Here is a 17606-nt window from a genome sequence, read left to right on the forward strand (position 1 = left end):
CCTACTTCTTACCTGCCCGAATAAAGCCAGCAAAACCTTGTTGGATAAAGAAATCATGCATCATCTCATGAATTTCCTGTCCATATGAAAGTGTCATAGCTTGTTCCGCTAATTTTTTTAGTTCTTCTTGTTGGCTATGACGAATTAAATACTTCACCTTAGCCACATTAGATGTGTTCATACTTAGGGTGCGATAGCCTAAGCCCAGTAGCAAAAGCGATCCAAACGGATCTCCGGCTAACTCACCACAAATGCAAACCGGTACATGGTATTGCTCACAGACATCATGAATTTGTTTCAAGGCCAGCAATACTGCTGGATGCATAGATTCATAGACATCTGCAACGCGCGAATTGTTCCGATCAACGGCTAATAAATACTGCGTTAAATCGTTCGTACCGACAGAAACAAAATCCACACGGTGCGCAATAGTAGGCAGTAGATACACCATTGAAGGTACTTCAATCATAACGCCGATTTTAGGCATTAGAATTCGCTCATCAAGCAGCACTGTCTCAGTGTATGCCTGATTGATCAAAGTAATTGCATCATCCAGTTCCTTCACTCCAGATACCATTGGTAGCAGAATGTCCAGATTTCCGCTCTCGGCACTTGCCCTTAGCATAGCCCGTAACTGGATAAGAAAGATGTCCGGATGATCCAGAGTAAAACGGATCCCACGCCAGCCCAAAAATGGATTGTCTTCTTCTATCGGCAAATAAGGCAATGGCTTATCACCACCGATATCCAGTGTGCGCATGACAACACGTTGATTCTGATAACTGTTCAATATCGCTCGGTACTGATGATACTGCTCATCTTCAGATGGAAAGTGATGCTGAAGTAAAAATGCAATTTCCGTGCGATATAAACCAACACCATCAACGCCGGTATTAATCGCGATATTGCTGTCGGCACTGAGACCCGCGTTTAACATCACTGCCACTTTATGATTATCTTGAGTAATCGCAGGTAAGGCGAGATCCTTGTTCACCATCGCGGTCAACTCAGATTCTTCGCTGACTAAGCTACGGTATTCACGTAACAGTTGGCGATTCGGCTCGAGGAAAATCTCACCGGTATACCCATCAACAATACCCAGTTTTCCATTGACCACGTCGGTATTGATGTTTGCCCCCATGACAGCAGGGACGCCCAGAGCACGTGATAAGATGGCTGCATGAGAGTTAACACCACCTTCCAGAGAGACTACCGCCAACAAGTATTCTTTAGGAACTGATGCCAATAACGTAGCGGTAAGCTCATTTGCTACCAGAATAATAGAGCGATCGATAGCAGAGTTTTCTTGCTCACTATTGTGCAAAAAGTAAAGTAAACGCTGGCCTAGTTCTCTGATATCCTGCGCACGTTCACGCATGTAGACATCTGACATACGCGCAAATCGATTCGAGTACGACTCAACAACCTGACGTAATGCCCAATCAGCCCTGTCCCCTTTCTCGATTTGCTTTTTCAGATCACCACGCAGCATCGGATCATTCAGCAAGTGAGTAAAAAGATCGAAGATAGCCAAAGCGTCTTTGTTAATTTCACTATCAAGCTTTTTACGCATCCGGCGAAAATCATTCAGTGCGCGCTCAATTGCCACCAGCAAGAGTTCATATTCCCGCTCTTTGTCCAACGTTGAAGCAGGAAAGACATCTGACAAACTAGGCTGAGTATTATCAAACCAAAATTCACCTATCGCCACACCTGTAGAAGCCGGTAAGCCTTTTAGTACCGTGGGTTTGGAGGCCAATTGCCAGTGACCAAGACTTTGCGCATGCGCAATGATAACCGCTAACTGAGCCGACAACGTGACGAGGAATGACTCTTCCATTTCACTGAACAAACGCGGCGTTTTCTGTTGTATGACGAGGACACCCAAAACTTGTTTGCGGTGAATAATCGGTGTAGCAAGAAAAGAGTGGTAAATTTGTTCGCCGAGTTGAGGAAAGAACTTAAACTCTGGATGTTTTGAGGCTTCGGCAAGGTTGAGCGGCTCAGCACTGCGTTTTACGAGGCCAACCAAACCTTCATTGAAGTTGATATGTATACTATCACCTTCAAAAATCAGGCCTTGAGTAGCCATAAGCTCAAGGCGTTGCATTTCTTCATTGGCGAGGTAAATCGTACAGCACTCTGTGCGAAGGGCAATACAAGTCTCCTTAACCAATACATCGAGTGCCAGATGAACATCTTCAACTCTGGAGACTTTTTCAACTATTTCCCTTAGCTGGCTGAGCATGACTATCCTCTACGTTGCTTTTTTCTTTTCCCTTTCGTTTTTCTTTCTCGAAAAGGCATGGCTAAAGAAGCAAACTCTTTCATTGCACGACGATAAACGTCTCGCTTAAAAGATACCACTTGCCTGACGGGGTACCAATAACTTACCCAACGCCAACCATCAAATTCAGGGGATTTCCCACGTTGCATATTGATGCATGACTCATCGCATTCCAATCGCAACAGAAACCATTTCTGTTTTTGGCCGATACAAACAGGCTTAGAGTCCCAACGCACCAATCGCTTTGGTAGTTTATATCTTAACCAATGACGACTTGTTGCAATGATCTTAACGTCTTTTTTCGTTAAACCGACTTCTTCATATAACTCCCTGAACATCGCCTGCTCAGGGGTTTCACCTTCGTCAATTCCACCTTGTGGAAATTGCCATGAGTGTTGCCCGTATCGTTTAGCCCAGAAGACCTGACCATGGTTATTACATATTACAATACCAACATTAAGTCGGTAACCATCGCCATCTATCACTGGCTAACCTCTATGAATAATTTTTTATTACCGTGATTTTTCCACATATCCCCATTACTAGCAAACTTACTGATGTGATATGAGCAAGATTTATTACTTTTCCACTAACATTGGATATCTTTTAGCCTATAAATACTTTATCAACACAAGACTGAGACATTGCCCACATTTATTCACCTTTTCTGTGAATAACTTTGTGAAGAATTCACTAACAGTACATATTTTTGTTCAAAACCTTTTTCCTATAACTATTTAAATAATAGGCAATAAGAAAATAATTTACTGATAAATATGAATTTTATTTTTAAATTAATGATAAAAAGATCTTCTGAAGACTGATGATCTTTTCATCAAACTCAGATCGGTCAAAGATCCACCAACCACTAATTTATCCACACCCCATCAGTAGAAGTTCATGTCATTACGATAAAATCAAGCCTAAATTCTGTATAAAACACCTGTTTATTCATCCACCCCTCTTTTGAATCCACTTCTAAACACCCTTACTTGTGGATAAGTTATGGATTGATCATTCTTAATCCATCCGGATGAAATCTTGAACAGTAGATTTTGTTGTAATTTGTTAAACTACATTTTTTAAACCGATACGTAGTCATTATGAAACCAGAACCACAGACAGAAGCGGAACTGATGGAGCGTGCCCACGATATTGCTGGCCTTAGTTTTGCCGAACTCGCAGAAGAAGCTGGCATGATCGTTCCTGAAAATTTAAAACGTGATAAAGGCTGGGTCGGTCAACTACTTGAATGGCATTTAGGTGCACCAGCTGGCAGTAAGCCCCAACAAGACTTTTCTAAACTGGGGATTGAATTAAAAAGCATTCCCGTTGGTTATTCAGGTCGGCCATTAGAAACGACTTTCGTCTGCGTAGCACCTTTAACTGGAGTTCAAGGGCTTACATGGGAAACAAGCCATGTACGCAATAAATTATCCCGTGTTCTTTGGGTACCGGTTGAAGGAGAGAGAGAAATCCCACTTGCGGAACGTCGCGTTGGTAGCCCACTTATCTGGTCACCGGATGAAGAAGAGGAGCGCATCTTACGTAACGACTGGGAAGAATTAATGGAAATGATCGTGCTTGGACAGTTTGATCAAATTTCCGCCAGACACGGAGAAGCACTCCATCTGCGACCAAAAGCAGCTAATGCAAAAGCTCAAACTGAAGCGTACAGTTCAAACGGTAAACCCATAAAAACCTTACCAAGAGGTTTCTACCTTAGAACACAATTTACTGAGCAAATCCTTTTAAAACATTACATCAACACACCATCAGAGTGACATGGTTTCTCAGCTATTTAGTGTGTGATGAGTGATAACTCAATATCACAATATGAGGCTACACCATTATCGTTACCGCACTCATCGTACGTATTGTGCAGCCTCAAATACGCTTTCTCGAACCCCAACCTGAGCAGTTCCTCTTTCACCAATTCTAATGATCCGTAATGGATAGGATCCTCACCGTCTTTTATTGGCTCCAGTTGATGTTTGTACTCCACTGCTAGCAAATAGTCAGAGACATCAGAACAACCTATAACAAAGACTCTAGGCATTTGATAGCTGTTTTTATGTTGACCATGTAACCACATGTCCAATTGATGTTTCTGCATGATCCACCTCCTTAACAACTCGTTTTAAGTGTAGTTAGGGTATGAATAGCTTTCGAGTCACCTGGATGCTTAAACGCAAATCATTTGCGAGAGAGCCCAAAAATCCCCTATATTGGGATGACTTACTAAGTTGGCAATTCTGCAAGGAAGTGAAATGCAATACACCAAACTACCGCACTCCTCTCTCGAGATCAGTAAAATCTGTCTTGGAACGATGACTTTCGGTGAACAAAACACAGAAAAGGAAGCGTTTGAACAGCTCGATTTTGCTCTTGATCATGGCGTGAACTTCATCGATACCGCTGAGATGTATCCAGTTCCACCAAATGCGGACACTCAAGGTTTGACTGAGCAATACATAGGAAACTGGCTGGCAAAATCAGGCAAACGAGAAAAAGTTGTTCTGGCCACCAAAGTAGCCGGGTCACGTACCCTGCCTTATATCCGTGAAAATATGAGCCTGAACCGTCGCAATATCCACGATGCGATTGATTCAAGTCTTGAAAGACTCCAAACAGACTACGTTGACCTATACCAACTCCATTGGCCACAACGCCAAACCAACTGCTTTGGTCAACTCAATTATCCATACCCAGACAAACAAGAAGAAGTCACATTAATCGAGACACTGGAAGCGCTTACCGAGCTCGTAAACGCAGGTAAAGTTCGATATATCGGCGTATCAAATGAAACGCCATGGGGCGTAATGTCACTGCTCCGTTTAGCAGAAAAGCACGACTTACCACGCATTGTCTCTATTCAGAACCCTTATAACCTGCTTAACCGAAGCTTCGAAGTGGGTCTATCTGAAATTAGCCACTACGAAGGCGTGCAGCTGTTGGCCTACTCACCTTTGGCATTTGGCTGTTTGAGTGGTAAATATCTCCATGGCGCAAGACCTGAAGGCGCTCGCTGTTCGAAGTGGGAGCGTTTTGCTCGTTACTTTACTCCTCAAGGTGTTAAAGCCACCGAAGCCTATGTCAATTTGGCGCGAGAACATGGCTTAGATCCAGCACAAATGGCACTTGCGTTTGTGAATCAGCGTCCGTTTGTGGCTGCAAATATCATCGGGGCGACAAACCTAGACCAGCTAAAAGCAAATATCGACAGCATTGATCTTCAACTCAGCGATGAACTCCTAACAGAGATTCAGGCGCTCAGTACGATTTATTCTAATCCTTGTCCGTAAACTCAAACGGGCTGACCTTCAAGGCCAGCCCGTTTGAACTATTTGAAACTAATCAGTTTTGTTGCCTAATTTACAGCGTGCTGAACACAAGTCGAGTTTACCAATAGCAAAATAGACGAGTCCAACACGCTATAAATTACGTCGGTATTCGCGCACTTAAAACACGACGAAGGTGACGAACTCGACGTTCTACTTTTACAGTATCTGGAACACTTACTCGTGTTGAACGACCTTCCGCATCCAGACCAATATCCTTCAGCAAGTGCACATTAGTCCACGGAATATCATGGGCAGAGCGGCGTACTTTTCGTTGCCATTCTTTTTCTTCACGTTTTAGATCCGCTTTTAAAAGCAAAGTTGCAAGTTTCAAGTAAATTGAGTGACGCATAATTTTCTCCAATTAACGATAAAGTTCGACCGGGAAAAATAGTGCGCAGAGAAACAGACTGTTCTGTGATACTAAGCCGCCATTTTTCCGCAGCCTAGTAATAAATAAGATAGGTTACGGGTTAATTTTATCTAGTGAGCCAGTGGTATTCTTATCTGCCGATGTAAGAGTTGTCGGTGCAAAAGAAATACGATCAGCGCAAGTCACGGTGTAATCAACGTAATGTTTCATCTTGCGCCTCCTAGCTAAAAATTAATCCGTTTATGAAGTGATATAACTCTTTGAGTTACGGTTAAATTGTAAGCTCTAGTGTTTATTTATCAAACAATTTTTATCCTGTCGATTAAAAACAAACCATTGAACTGACAATTAGTTTCATATGCTTTTAAATGTAAAATATTCATCCAGAAAATGAATGGATTGCGAAATTTTATAACTCCCTGAGATGGAAAACAAAAAGGAGCGGCTAGTGCACGCTCCTTTTTCACTTTTATCACAGATCAGATGGTTTGCTCGGTGATCAAATTGTGTTTATTGAGTAATCGGTACATCGTCGCTCGTGATACTCCTAACTCCTTCGCGGCGTTAGACACCTGGCCAGAGTGAGACTCCAGAACCACTAACAAAGCATCTCGCTCACTCTTCTCACGAATCGACTTCAAACTGCGCCTGGTGTCATTTCTGTGCGGCAAATCTAAATGGTGCTCTTCAATCACGACACTGTCTGACATCAATACCGCACGCTTAATCTGATTCATCAGTTCACGAACATTACCTGGCCAGAAGTAACGAGTTAGTGCTTTCAATGCATCTTCAGAGAAACTCTTCGCTTGCGAGTTATATTCTTTTGAGAACTCTTGCAAGTAGTAACGGGCTAATAGCGCGATATCACTGGCACGCTCTTTCAAGCTAGGGACACTGATACGCAGAACATTGATGTAGTGATAAAGCTCTTCGTTGAAATCACCATTAATCAATGCTTTTTCAACATCAGACGAATTCGCAGCGAGGACACGAACATTCACACTTTTCACCCCACCCCGAGTTTCAACCGTGCCTTCCTGCAAAAATCTCAGCAGGTTCAATTGCTGCACTTTGGAAATAGTGAGAATGTCATTAAACAGAACCGTACCACCATCAGCTTGCTCCAGAAGGCTTGGGCCCATATCACCATTCGCAGCAACACCAAACACTTCCGCCTGGAAGCGCTGCTCATTCAATGCCCGGCAATTAATTGACATAAACGGTTTATGGGAGCGAGCAGATACTTTATGGATAGCGCGCGCAACCGCCTCTTTACCCGTACCACTTTCGCCAGAGATTAGGATACTCACATCCGTTGGACCGATACGCTTAACCTGGTCGCGTAGACGTTTCATTGGGATAGATTCACCAATCAACCCCATATCCAGACTGTTACCAAAGCTCGGCCACACTTTCTTTTCTAGCTTCAACATACCCAATTGGTGGCCTATGGTGCTTAATAACTGCGCATCAGGGATCGGTGCAGTGAAAAAGTCGATACAGAAGTTCACAATAAACTGGCAGATGGTATCTGCACCAAGCTGAGATTCACGGATGAACGCTAACCATCGTACATGTTTATGAGAGCTCACCAGGTTAGCCAAACCGTTCAAGCTAAACTCATCCTGACTGAGATCGACAATACCAATACAAGGCCCAATATCTTCTAACAAAGCATTGGCTTTACGCAAATCACCTACCTGATGACACTTCCAGCCAACTTGTTCCAGCACTGATAACCAAGGCTCATACGTACCACCTACGACGACAAGCGATCCCGGAATGGAATCCATCTTAAACTGCCCAGCCATTCTTTAACCCTTATTAATTATTGTTGATAAATTTTTCTAGCCACAAACGCATCTTTGCGAACGGGTAACATTATCGAGACTACATCCATTCACGTCTGTCTCAATATTAAGACTATGCAATAGATAGCGCTTTGGCGAATGTTTATTTGCATATCCTATTAAGCCTTACATCTAACCACCTGAATTTATTTAAATAAGAGGCAAAAAAAAAACCACCCGAAGGTGGTTTTTCATCTCAAATAAATCAATTACGCTTGTGGGCGCATTGCCGGGAACAGAATCACGTCACGAATTGTGTGCGTGTTTGTAAACAGCATGGCCAAACGGTCGATACCAATACCTTGACCTGCTGTTGGCGGAAGGCCGTGCTCTAGAGCAGTGATGTAGTCAGCGTCGTAGTACATCGCTTCATCATCACCCGCGTCTTTCGCATTAACTTGCGCTTTGAAGCGTTCGTCTTGATCTTCTGCATCGTTTAGCTCTGAGAAGCCATTCGCCACTTCACGACCACCGATAAAGAACTCGAAACGGTCAGTGAAGAATGGATTATCATCACTACGGCGTGCTAATGGAGAGATGTCCGCTGGGTAACCAGTTACGAAAGTTGGTTGAATCAGCAGAGGCTCAGCCGTTTCACCAAAAATCTCTTCCAGTAGTTGACCACATGTCCAGAATGGCTCTACTTGAACGTGTACTGATTTCGCGATCGCAACCATTTTCTCACGGTCTTGAAGGTCAACTTCAGTTAGCGCTTGGATTTCTGCGTGCTCTGGATTGTAGTGTTTGATAGCTTCAAACATGCTCATACGAGCGTAAGTACCACCAAACTCAACCGTCTCTTCACCATACGGCATTGACGTTGAACCTAGAACTTCCATTGCCACTGTACTTAGCATTTCTTCAGTCAGATCCATAAGATCTTTGTAGTCAGCGTAAGCTTGGTAGAATTCCATCATAGTGAATTCTGGGTTGTGACGAGGAGACAAACCTTCGTTACGGAAGTTACGGTTGATCTCGAATACGCGGTCAAAACCACCAACAACCAGACGTTTCAGGTAAAGCTCTGGTGCAACACGTAGGTACATATCGATATCTAGTGCATTGTGGTGAGTAACGAATGGACGCGCTGTCGCACCGCCAGGGATCACGTGCATCATTGGCGTTTCTACTTCTAGGTAGCCTTTTGAGCTCATGAAGTTACGAATCGCAGATACCAGTTTAGAGCGAACGATAAACGCCTTACGTGAGTCTTCGTTAACGATTAGGTCAACGTAACGCTGACGGTAACGCATTTCCTGGTCAGTCAGACCGTGGAACTTTTCAGGTAGAGGACGTAATGCTTTAGTTAACAGCTCGTACTCTTCCATGTTTACGTATAGGTCGCCTTTACCAGACTTGTGCAGAGCACCTTTCACACCGATGATGTCACCGATATCCAGACCTTGGTATTTTTCTTTAAGCTCTTTCTGTACTTCTTTTGAAGCGTAAGCCTGAATACGGCCAGAAGTCTCTTGAATTACTAGGAAAGGACCACGTTTAGCCATAATACGGCCAGCAATTGCAACGACGTGGTTAAGCTCTTCTAGCTCTTCCTTCGTCTTCTCACCGAACTCTTTTTGAAGGTCGCCCGCTAATGCGTCACGACGGAAGTCGTTTGGGTGGCCGTTTGCTTTGCAGCTCTTACGGATCTCGTCCAGTTTCGCGCGGCGTTCCGCAATCAGCTTATTCTCTTCTTGTGTAGAGACTTCTTGTACGTTGTCGTTTTGAACAGCATCAGTCATTTTTCGATGTATCCTGTTTCGATTTGAGTGTCGGTGAAAAGCTTAAAGACCTGATTTAAGGCTAGCTTCAATAAATTTGTCTAAATCGCCGTCAAGAACCGCTTGGGTGTTACGGTTTTCAACGCCGGTACGTAAGTCTTTGATACGCGAGTCATCCAGAACGTATGAACGAATCTGGCTGCCCCAACCGATATCAGATTTCGCATCTTCGTTGGCTTGTTTCTCAGCATTCTGTTTCTGAAGCTCAAGTTCAAACAGTTTTGCGCGCAACTGTTTCATCGCCTGATCTTTGTTCTTATGTTGAGAACGATCGTTCTGACACTGAACCACAGTATTCGTTGGGACGTGCGTAATACGTACCGCTGATTCAGTGGTGTTAACGTGCTGACCACCAGCACCAGACGCTCGGTAAACGTCGATGCGTAGATCCGCAGGGTTAATGTCGATAGCGATGTTTTCATCAATCTCTGGGTAGATAAACGCAGACGCAAATGAAGTATGACGACGGCCGCCTGAATCGAACGGAGATTTACGAACTAAACGGTGAACACCAGTTTCTGTGCGTAGCCAGCCGTAAGCATAATCACCAGAGATACGAACCGTTGCTGATTTCAGACCCGCAACCTCACCTTCTGACACTTCGATAACTTCTGCTTTAAAGCCTTTTGCTTCAGCCCAGCGTAAGTACATACGTAGCATCATGTTGGTCCAGTCTTGAGCTTCAGTACCGCCCGAGCCCGCTTGCAGGTCGATATAGCAGTCAGAACTATCGTGATCACCAGAGAACATGCGACGGAATTCAAGCTGCGCTAGTTTCTCTTCGAGCTCAGCAAGTTCTGGTCCGATTTCATCAAATGTTTCTTGATCTTCTTCTTCAACAGCAAGTTCCAGAAGACCTTCAACATCTTCGACACCTTGCTCAAGTTGATCAATAGTTTCCACAACCGCTTCTAGCGATGCACGTTCTTTACCCAGTGCTTGTGCACGTTCAGGTTCGTTCCATACATCTGGTTGTTCTAGTTCTGCGTTTACTTCTTCTAGACGCTCTTTCTTAGCGTCGTAGTCAAAGATACCCCCTCAGGACATTTGTGCGCTCAGACACGTCCTGTAGACGGTTTTTAATTGGATTGATTTCAAACATGTTTACTCAACATTTTAGAATAGAATTTAACCGAGGAATTCTACTGAAAAATGTGACGGAGATACAGGAAAATTTCGAATGAGAGTGCAGATTGCGATGAGATGCAGTACGGCCTCTACGCTCAAGAAGACCGTACTCGATATGAAAGAAAAGCTTAGGTATTACTTAGCTTCAATATGATCAATCATAAGTTGCAGTGATTGATTGCCACGGAATTCATTCACATCCAACTTAAACGCTAAACGTACTGTTTTGACAGACGCATCCGGCCAGCGACGCAAATCGACATTGAACGCAATACCATCAATCATCACATTAGTTGGATGACCTTTGTAAAGTGGCTCCAGCATCAGCTTAAGGTGCTTTTCTCCCACCAGCTTTTGATGTAAGACCTTAAACTCACCATCAAAAACCGGTTCAGGAAATGCCTGACCAAAAGGTCCACCAGAGCGCAATAGTTCAGCGACATGCATCGAAAACTCTTCTGGTTTGAGTTCGCCATCAGACAGAATCACACCTTTTAGCGCTGCTTCATCGAGTTCTTTCTTCACCACTTGATCAAATAAACGGCTAAAACGCTCAAAATCCTGCTCTTTGATGGTTAAACCCGCCGCCATCGCATGGCCACCAAACTTGATGATCAAACCAGGATTTTGCGTATCAATAAAATCCAGAGCATCTCGCATATGTAGTCCAGGGATAGAACGACACGATCCTTTGATTGTCCCTTCACCACCATCTGCAAACGCGATAACAGGGCGATGAAATTTTTCTTTAATGCGCGAGGCGAGAATACCAATTACACCTTGGTGCCAGTCACGTTGGAACAGGGCTACCCCATAAGGTAGCTCACTGTTTTCACTAAACTGCAGGCGCTCACAAAAGGCCATCGCCTCCTGCTTCATTCCTTCTTCGATCTCTTTACGGGTTTGGTTAAGTCCATCAAGTTCACTGGCCATGCGGCGTGCAGCGTGGATGTTGTTACACATCAACAGCTCAACCCCGAAGGACATGTCATCCAGACGGCCTGCTGCATTTATGCGTGGGCCAAGAGCAAATCCAAAATCAGAGGCAATGAGACGACGGGCATCACGCTTAGCAACTTCTATCAAAGCCTGAATACCAGGACGAGCTTTCCCCGCGCGAATACGCTGCAAGCCCTGATGAACCAGAATGCGGTTGTTCTCATCCAGAGGCACTACGTCAGCAACGGTGCCAAGTGCAACAAGATCAATCAACTCCATCAGCTTCGGCTCTTGCATTCCTTGCTGAGCAAACCAGTTCAGTTTGCGCATGTGCACGCAAAGCGCCATCATCAAATAGAATGCAACACCAACGCCAGCCAAGGCTTTGGACGGAAAAGCGCAGCTGTCGAGGTTAGGATTGACCATGGCATCCACGTCAGGAAGGACTTGTCCGGGTAAGTGATGATCAGTCACGAGTACGGTAATGCCGTTTTCTTTGGCATAGCGAACCCCTTCAATCGACGAGACACCATTGTCGACGGTCATGATCATTTCCGCACCGAGCTCTAGGGCCTGATCGACCACTTCCGGACTTAAACCGTAACCATCTTCAAAGCGGTTTGGCACTAAGTAATCCACGTTGGAACTACCCAGCATTCGCAGCGCGAGCACTGACAACGCGGAGCTTGTCGCGCCATCAGCATCAAAGTCCCCTACTACGATTATGCGTTTTTGTTCCTGAATCGCCTGGAATAACAGAGCGACAGCCTGGTCAATCCCACCAAGCTTTTGGTATGAATGCAAACCACGCGCAGACGTTTCCAGTTGCGCCACATCAGTAATACCACGATTAATGTATATGCGCTTTAAGATAGGAGGAATCGAATCGGGTAGAAGGGAAAGATCGGGCTCGGGACGTCGTTGAATTTCTATCATGCTTGAAAAGAGCCGACTGCATTGTCGGCTCTGCTCCTAAAGGATTATTGTTGCTTTAAACGGCTTAGTAGATCGGCTGGAGGTAGGTAGCCACCCACCATTTCACCACTAGGCAGGAAGATTGCTGGCGTACCAGAGATACCAAGTTGGCGGCCTACATTGTAATGCGCCTGAACCGTTTCTTTACACTGCTCCAGATCATTCACTGGATTCTCAAAAGTACGATTTACTTTCGCGTTGTGGATCGCTGTCTTCGGATCTTCAGCACACCAAATCGCTGCCATCTGGTCAGCAACAGGACCTGTCGCGCCTTGGCGAGGATAAGCCATGTAACGCACAGTAATGCCTAAGTCATTGTAACCTTGCATTTGGCTATGCAAACGCACACAGTAACCACACGTAATATCGGTAAATACAGTAACGACATATTTTTCGTTGTCCGCTTTGTACTCGATAACGCTGTCAGAGAATTCAGCAATCTTAGCCGCATTCAGTGGTGCCTGACGCTCTGCGATCACATCTTTATAATCACCGTTGCTATCAATCGCGTACAAAGTACCTGCGATAAAGTGATTACCATCATTTGAGGCAAATAGCACACCACCATTAGTTTGGATTTCCAGCAAACCTGCAACGTCCGATGGTTGGATATCAATAATAGATAAGCCTAGTTTTGAAAATTTAGCCTTTAATGCAGCTTCGTCAAAGTGTTGCTGCCCTGTAGACGCAACTTGTTGAACAGGAGTTTCCGTTTTAACCTGACTTTCTTCTGCGCCACAAGCGGTTACAAAGAATGGTAAAGTCAGCAGAGTTAGTCGGCGTAATACGCTCATTAAAATCACCTTAAAAATAATATCTTTTCGCCATCGAGATCAGGATGAAACAACCTTGATTATGCTCTTGGATGGTGTTGACTGTGGATCTGCTTCAATCGCTCAGTCGCCACGTGAGTATAAATTTGCGTGGTCGATAAGTCACTATGCCCTAGCAGCATCTGTACGACCCTGAGATCTGCACCATAGTTCAGTAAATGTGTTGCAAATGCGTGGCGCAGAACATGTGGCGACAATTTGTCCGTATCAATCCCCGCTATCACAGCATAGTACTTAATACGATGCCAAAAAGTCTGACGCGTCATTTGCCGTGCGCGCTTGCTCGGAAAGACTACATCCGAAGAGGTTTCACCCAATAATGTTGGTCTTCCTTTCTGGATAAACGCTTCGATCCAGTCTACCGCGTTTTCGCCCATCGGAACTAAACGCTCTTTGCCACCTTTACCCGTAACGCGAACTACACCCTGACGAAGGCTTATATTTTCCATTGTCAAACTAACCAGCTCGGTGACACGCAGCCCCGTTGCGTACAATAACTCCAGCATGGCTTTGTCACGCAGCTCTACCGGATCATTGGGATCTGGCGCTTCCAAAAGTGAATCCACTTGTTCTTCACTGATATCTTTTGGTAGTCGCTGTGGCAGCTTAGGACTAACCAACAATGCACTAGGATCGTCGGCTCGCACTTTCTCACGATGCAAATACTGAAACAAACGGCGAATCGCCGACAGCATACGAGCACGCGACGTTTGTTTGTAATCCAAATCAACCAAATAGGTTTGGTACTCTTGAAGACCAGAAAAGCTGATGAAATCCAGACGGTAGCGCTGCTGCTCCATCCATGTTAACAGCTTTATCAAATCATTTCGGTATGAAGCGAGTGTGTTCTCAGATAGCCCACGCTCCATCCACATTGCATCTAAGAATTGCTCAACAAGCGCAAAATCTTGTTGATTGACAGGCTGTTGTGCCGTCATTCACGCTTCCTTTTTTTGATTATCTTTAGCCTCTGAGGGTAAGACAGCCCCAGTTTGAATGCCATAAAAAATTGTCTTCAATGGGGAATCTCACGATATTCGCTGCATTCGCAGGCGGTTTAAGGTTAAAATCCTTCTCAACAGCAACACAAATAACGATGAATATAATGAAAATCGGACTCTTTTACGGCTCTACGACCTGCTACACCGAAATGGCAGCAGAGAAAATTCGTTCCATCATTGGAGAAGATCTTGTCGACATTCACAATGTGAAAGAGACACCGCTATCACTGATGGCAGACTACGATTTACTGCTTGTTGGCATCTCCACATGGGATTTCGGTGAAATTCAGGAAGACTGGAGTGCGATTTGGCAAGACATCGCCGCCACCCCATTAAAAGGTAAAGTCGTCGCGTTATTTGGTCTTGGCGATCAGGAAGGCTACGGGGAATGGTATCTGGATGCCATGGGTCTACTCCATGATGAGCTAAAAGCAACTGGCGCACAGTTTATCGGTTACTGGCCAAATGAAGGCTATGATTTTGAAGCCTCTAAAGCTCTAACGGAAGATGGCAGTCAGTTTGTCGGCCTTGCACTAGATGAAGATTCCCAATACGACTTAAGTGACGAGCGTATTGAAAAGTGGTGTGAACAAGTCCTGGTAGAATTCCACGATACGCTATAAACGTGCGTTAATATTTCCAAGCAGAATAAACAAAGCCCGATGAATCACTTCATCGGGCATTTTGTTATTCGTTGTTAGGCGCGTTTAAGCCGTTTCTTCAACTAGCGCAACTTGAGGCTTCGAAATGAAGAACATGGCAACGATCGCAGCGAATGTTGGCAGAACCCAACCCATGCCCACTTCAAACAGAGGCAAAATGCTGAACGCTGATACATCGAAACCAGCTACTTTTGCAGCATCAACCAATGCAAACAGCAAAGACACAAGCAATACTGAGCGATAAGCGGCGCGAGGATTTGGCAGTTTGCTGCGAACAAAGGTCAACGCAACCAATGCTATCGCTACAGGGTAAAGTGCAAACAGCACAGGAACTGACAACGCGATCAACTGAGCAAGACCAACGTTTGCAACCAACGCACAAACTGCGCCGTTGATTAACACCCAGTGTTTGTATGACAGTGGCATTTTAGAGCTAAAGAAATCAGAACATGCCGAAATCAGACCGATAGCCGTAGTCAAACACGCTAATAATACAATGACTGAAAGAACGATTTGACCATAAGGACCAAACAACGCTTGTACGTACTGACTCAGAATCAGGCCACCATTGTCTGCACCTGCAGCTACTGTTGCACTTGTAGCACCTAAGTAGAATAGCGAGATGTAAACAAATGCCAGACCCGCTGCTGCAATACAACCAGCAAAAATCAGGTACTTAGTTGTAGCAGAACGCTCTGTGATGCCTTTGCCACGAAGTGCATCTACCATCAACATGCCGAACATCAGTGACGCGAAGGTATCCATTGTGTTGTAACCTTCAAGGAAACCTTTTGTCAGTGGCTGCGTTAAGTAATCACCAGATGCACCGATCATATCACCTTGCGGATCAACAAATACCGCCAGCGCAAGGATGAACAGACCAATGAACAATACTGGTGTCAGTACTTTACCAATCAGGTCAATCAGACGACCCTGGAACCACGAAAATAGCATCGCAATAGCAAAAAAGATCACTGAAAATGCCGTTAAATATGCCTGAGATGCTTCCATAAAAAATGGCTTAACGGCCATTTCATAAGCCACAAGGCCAGTTCGAGGGGCCGCAAATGCCGGACCAATAATAATGAAGATCAAAGCAGCCATCACAACCGCCGCTTTCTTCGGAAGATCTTGTGTTAAGTGATCCCAAGATCCACCAGCAACAGCAATAGCAACAATAGTAATAAGAGGTAAACCTACCGCTGTTAATAAGAAACCTAGCATGGCTGGCATCAAGTTCTCACCAGCCAATTGACCAGCTAGAGGTGGAAATATGATGTTGCCGGCACCCAAAAAGAACGCAAACAGCATAAAGCCGACTGCGATAATATCTGTTAGTTTTAATGTCTGCTTCACAGATAACCCTTGTCTATAAAATGTGTGAATATTGTGTATGCATCGACCACTTTTGGAATACGGAGTATTCGTGGTTCAATCTATAAAATCGCGGCGCATAATGACGAAATAATCATCATTTGGCAACCTTAAAGAAAAAAACACTATATTAATTTATATTTAAAACAAAAAACCAGTTAATCTGACTTATCAATAAATGAAAACCAGTAAATCATCTCGCTCCAAGCAAGGTACAACTTGCTAACAAACAAAACAAGAAACTAAACAATTAGAAAACAATAGACAATTTCACTAAAAATTTGATCTTATATAATACAATCATGAAGAGCGAAAAATTTAAAACTAAGAGCTTCAAGTTTAAGCAGTTTTTCATCGAAGGTGGTGAAAGCGGAATGCCTGTCAGTACAGATGGCGTGATGCTGGGAGCCTGGATTGAGAGCTCTCAAAATGCGTTAATTCTCGATATTGGGACTGGCACAGGACTGCTGGCCTTAATGTGTGCTCAGCGTTTTAGCCAAGCTCAGGTGACGGCAGTGGACATTGAAGCCACAGCGATCGACGCTGCCCGGAAAAACTTTGCTCACTCTCCATGGCAAGAGAGATTATCTGTGCTTCACACTGATGTATTGACCTTCATCCCACCTCAGTTATTCCAACGGATTATATGTAACCCTCCCTATTTCAACAGTGGAGAGCAATCCAAACAGAGCCAGCGAGCGACAGCACGACACACAGATTCGCTGCGTCACGATGCTTTACTTCAGCATTGCTACGAGCTGTTAGAAAAAGATGGAAGAGCCAGCTTCGTGCTGCCTGTCACCGAAGGTGAGCAGTTTATTGAATTAGCATTACAGCAAGGTTGGTATCTATCACGGCTTTGCCGCGTGCAACCATCAGAGAAAAAACCCGTACATCGTCTGTTATTAGAACTGGCTAAGCAGCCTTGTGAGACCCAAGAATCAAATTTGATCATTCACGCCTCAGGTGGGTACAGCGACAATTTTGTTCAACTAACTCACGAGTTTTATCTTAAGATGTGAAATAACATGTGATCCTTATCACCGATCACTCTATAAT

General features: G+C 44.4%; 15 protein-coding genes. 4 read left to right on the forward strand and 11 right to left on the reverse strand.

The genetic code is table 11. From position 1 onward, the window contains the following. Position 1: 1 nt before the first annotated feature. Both ptsP and rppH read right to left on the reverse strand, forming a co-directional pair. Positions 2-2248, reverse strand: a complete 2247-nt coding sequence (ptsP, locus tag WJM94_RS12630) for a phosphoenolpyruvate--protein phosphotransferase (protein WP_444494571.1) — start codon at positions 2246-2248, stop codon at positions 2-4. Between the two features lie 2 nt (positions 2249-2250). Next, positions 2251-2772: an RNA pyrophosphohydrolase gene (rppH, locus tag WJM94_RS12635; protein WP_098416479.1), complete on the reverse strand. Its 522-nt coding sequence runs from the start codon at positions 2770-2772 to the stop codon at positions 2251-2253. Positions 2773-3390: 618 nt separating this feature from the next. On the opposite strand from rppH, the gene mutH reads away from it, so the two are divergent. Beyond that, entirely contained in the window at positions 3391-4071 is a 681-nt protein-coding gene (gene mutH / locus WJM94_RS12640) for a DNA mismatch repair endonuclease MutH (RefSeq protein WP_444494572.1), read from the forward strand. A 17-nt stretch (positions 4072-4088) separates the two neighbouring features. Here mutH and WJM94_RS12645 read toward each other — a convergent pair whose 3' ends face one another. Beyond that, positions 4089-4403, reverse strand: coding sequence for a DUF6482 family protein (locus WJM94_RS12645; protein WP_444494573.1), 315 nt, complete (start codon positions 4401-4403; stop codon positions 4089-4091). A 154-nt stretch (positions 4404-4557) separates the two neighbouring features. Here WJM94_RS12645 and WJM94_RS12650 point away from each other — a divergent pair, with 154 nt between their 5' ends. Further along, complete coding sequence (locus WJM94_RS12650) at positions 4558-5592, forward strand: NADP(H)-dependent aldo-keto reductase (RefSeq protein WP_444494574.1); 1035 nt, start codon at positions 4558-4560, stop codon at positions 5590-5592. A 136-nt stretch (positions 5593-5728) separates the two neighbouring features. On the opposite strand, the gene WJM94_RS12655 is transcribed toward WJM94_RS12650, so the two are convergent. From WJM94_RS12655 to xerD, 7 genes are all read right to left on the reverse strand, one after another. Continuing rightward, complete coding sequence (locus tag WJM94_RS12655; protein ID WP_444494575.1) at positions 5729-5980, reverse strand: DUF1127 domain-containing protein; 252 nt, start codon at positions 5978-5980, stop codon at positions 5729-5731. 500 nt (positions 5981-6480) lie between these two features. Then, positions 6481-7815 carry a cyclic-di-GMP-binding transcriptional regulator VpsR gene (vpsR, locus tag WJM94_RS12660; RefSeq protein WP_444494576.1) on the reverse strand — a complete coding sequence of 445 codons (1335 nt, stop codon included), beginning with the start codon at positions 7813-7815 and terminating at the stop codon, positions 6481-6483. Positions 7816-8063: 248 nt separating this feature from the next. Next, positions 8064-9596, reverse strand: a complete 1533-nt coding sequence (gene lysS, locus WJM94_RS12665; RefSeq protein WP_444494577.1) for a lysine--tRNA ligase — start codon at positions 9594-9596, stop codon at positions 8064-8066. 42 nt (positions 9597-9638) lie between these two features. Continuing rightward, positions 9639-10737, reverse strand: a protein-coding gene (gene prfB / locus WJM94_RS12670) for a peptide chain release factor 2 (protein WP_444494578.1) whose coding sequence is annotated in 2 segments (ribosomal slippage) — positions 9639-10661 and positions 10663-10737 — 1098 coding nt in all. Because the reading frame shifts where the segments join, the coding sequence is not laid out codon by codon here. 161 nt (positions 10738-10898) lie between these two features. Continuing rightward, positions 10899-12638 (reverse strand): single-stranded-DNA-specific exonuclease RecJ, encoded by a 1740-nt coding sequence (gene recJ / locus WJM94_RS12675; protein ID WP_444494579.1) that lies wholly within the window; start codon positions 12636-12638, stop codon positions 10899-10901. 44 nt (positions 12639-12682) lie between these two features. Then, positions 12683-13471, reverse strand: coding sequence for a bifunctional protein-disulfide isomerase/oxidoreductase DsbC (dsbC, locus tag WJM94_RS12680; RefSeq protein ID WP_444494580.1), 789 nt, complete (start codon positions 13469-13471; stop codon positions 12683-12685). A 59-nt stretch (positions 13472-13530) separates the two neighbouring features. Continuing rightward, on the reverse strand, positions 13531-14448 hold the full coding sequence (gene xerD, locus WJM94_RS12685) for a site-specific tyrosine recombinase XerD (RefSeq protein WP_444494581.1): 918 nt from the start codon (positions 14446-14448) through the stop codon (positions 13531-13533). 167 nt (positions 14449-14615) lie between these two features. Between xerD and fldB the strand changes: the two genes are divergently transcribed. Then, the gene (gene fldB / locus WJM94_RS12690) at positions 14616-15134 is read left to right on the forward strand and encodes a flavodoxin FldB (RefSeq protein WP_444494582.1); all 519 of its coding nucleotides are present in this window, start codon (positions 14616-14618) and stop codon (positions 15132-15134) included. 84 nt (positions 15135-15218) lie between these two features. Here fldB and brnQ read toward each other — a convergent pair whose 3' ends face one another. Then, positions 15219-16529 carry a branched-chain amino acid transport system II carrier protein gene (gene brnQ / locus WJM94_RS12695; protein ID WP_444494583.1) on the reverse strand — a complete coding sequence of 437 codons (1311 nt, stop codon included), beginning with the start codon at positions 16527-16529 and terminating at the stop codon, positions 15219-15221. Positions 16530-16849: 320 nt separating this feature from the next. Between brnQ and WJM94_RS12700 the strand changes: the two genes are divergently transcribed. Continuing rightward, complete coding sequence (locus WJM94_RS12700) at positions 16850-17569, forward strand: tRNA1(Val) (adenine(37)-N6)-methyltransferase (protein ID WP_444494584.1); 720 nt, start codon at positions 16850-16852, stop codon at positions 17567-17569. The last annotated feature ends 37 nt before the right edge of the window (positions 17570-17606 follow it).

It is taken from the genome of Vibrio sp. YIC-376 (assembly GCF_052353105.1).
Classification (GTDB): Bacteria; Pseudomonadota; Gammaproteobacteria; order Enterobacterales; family Vibrionaceae; genus Vibrio.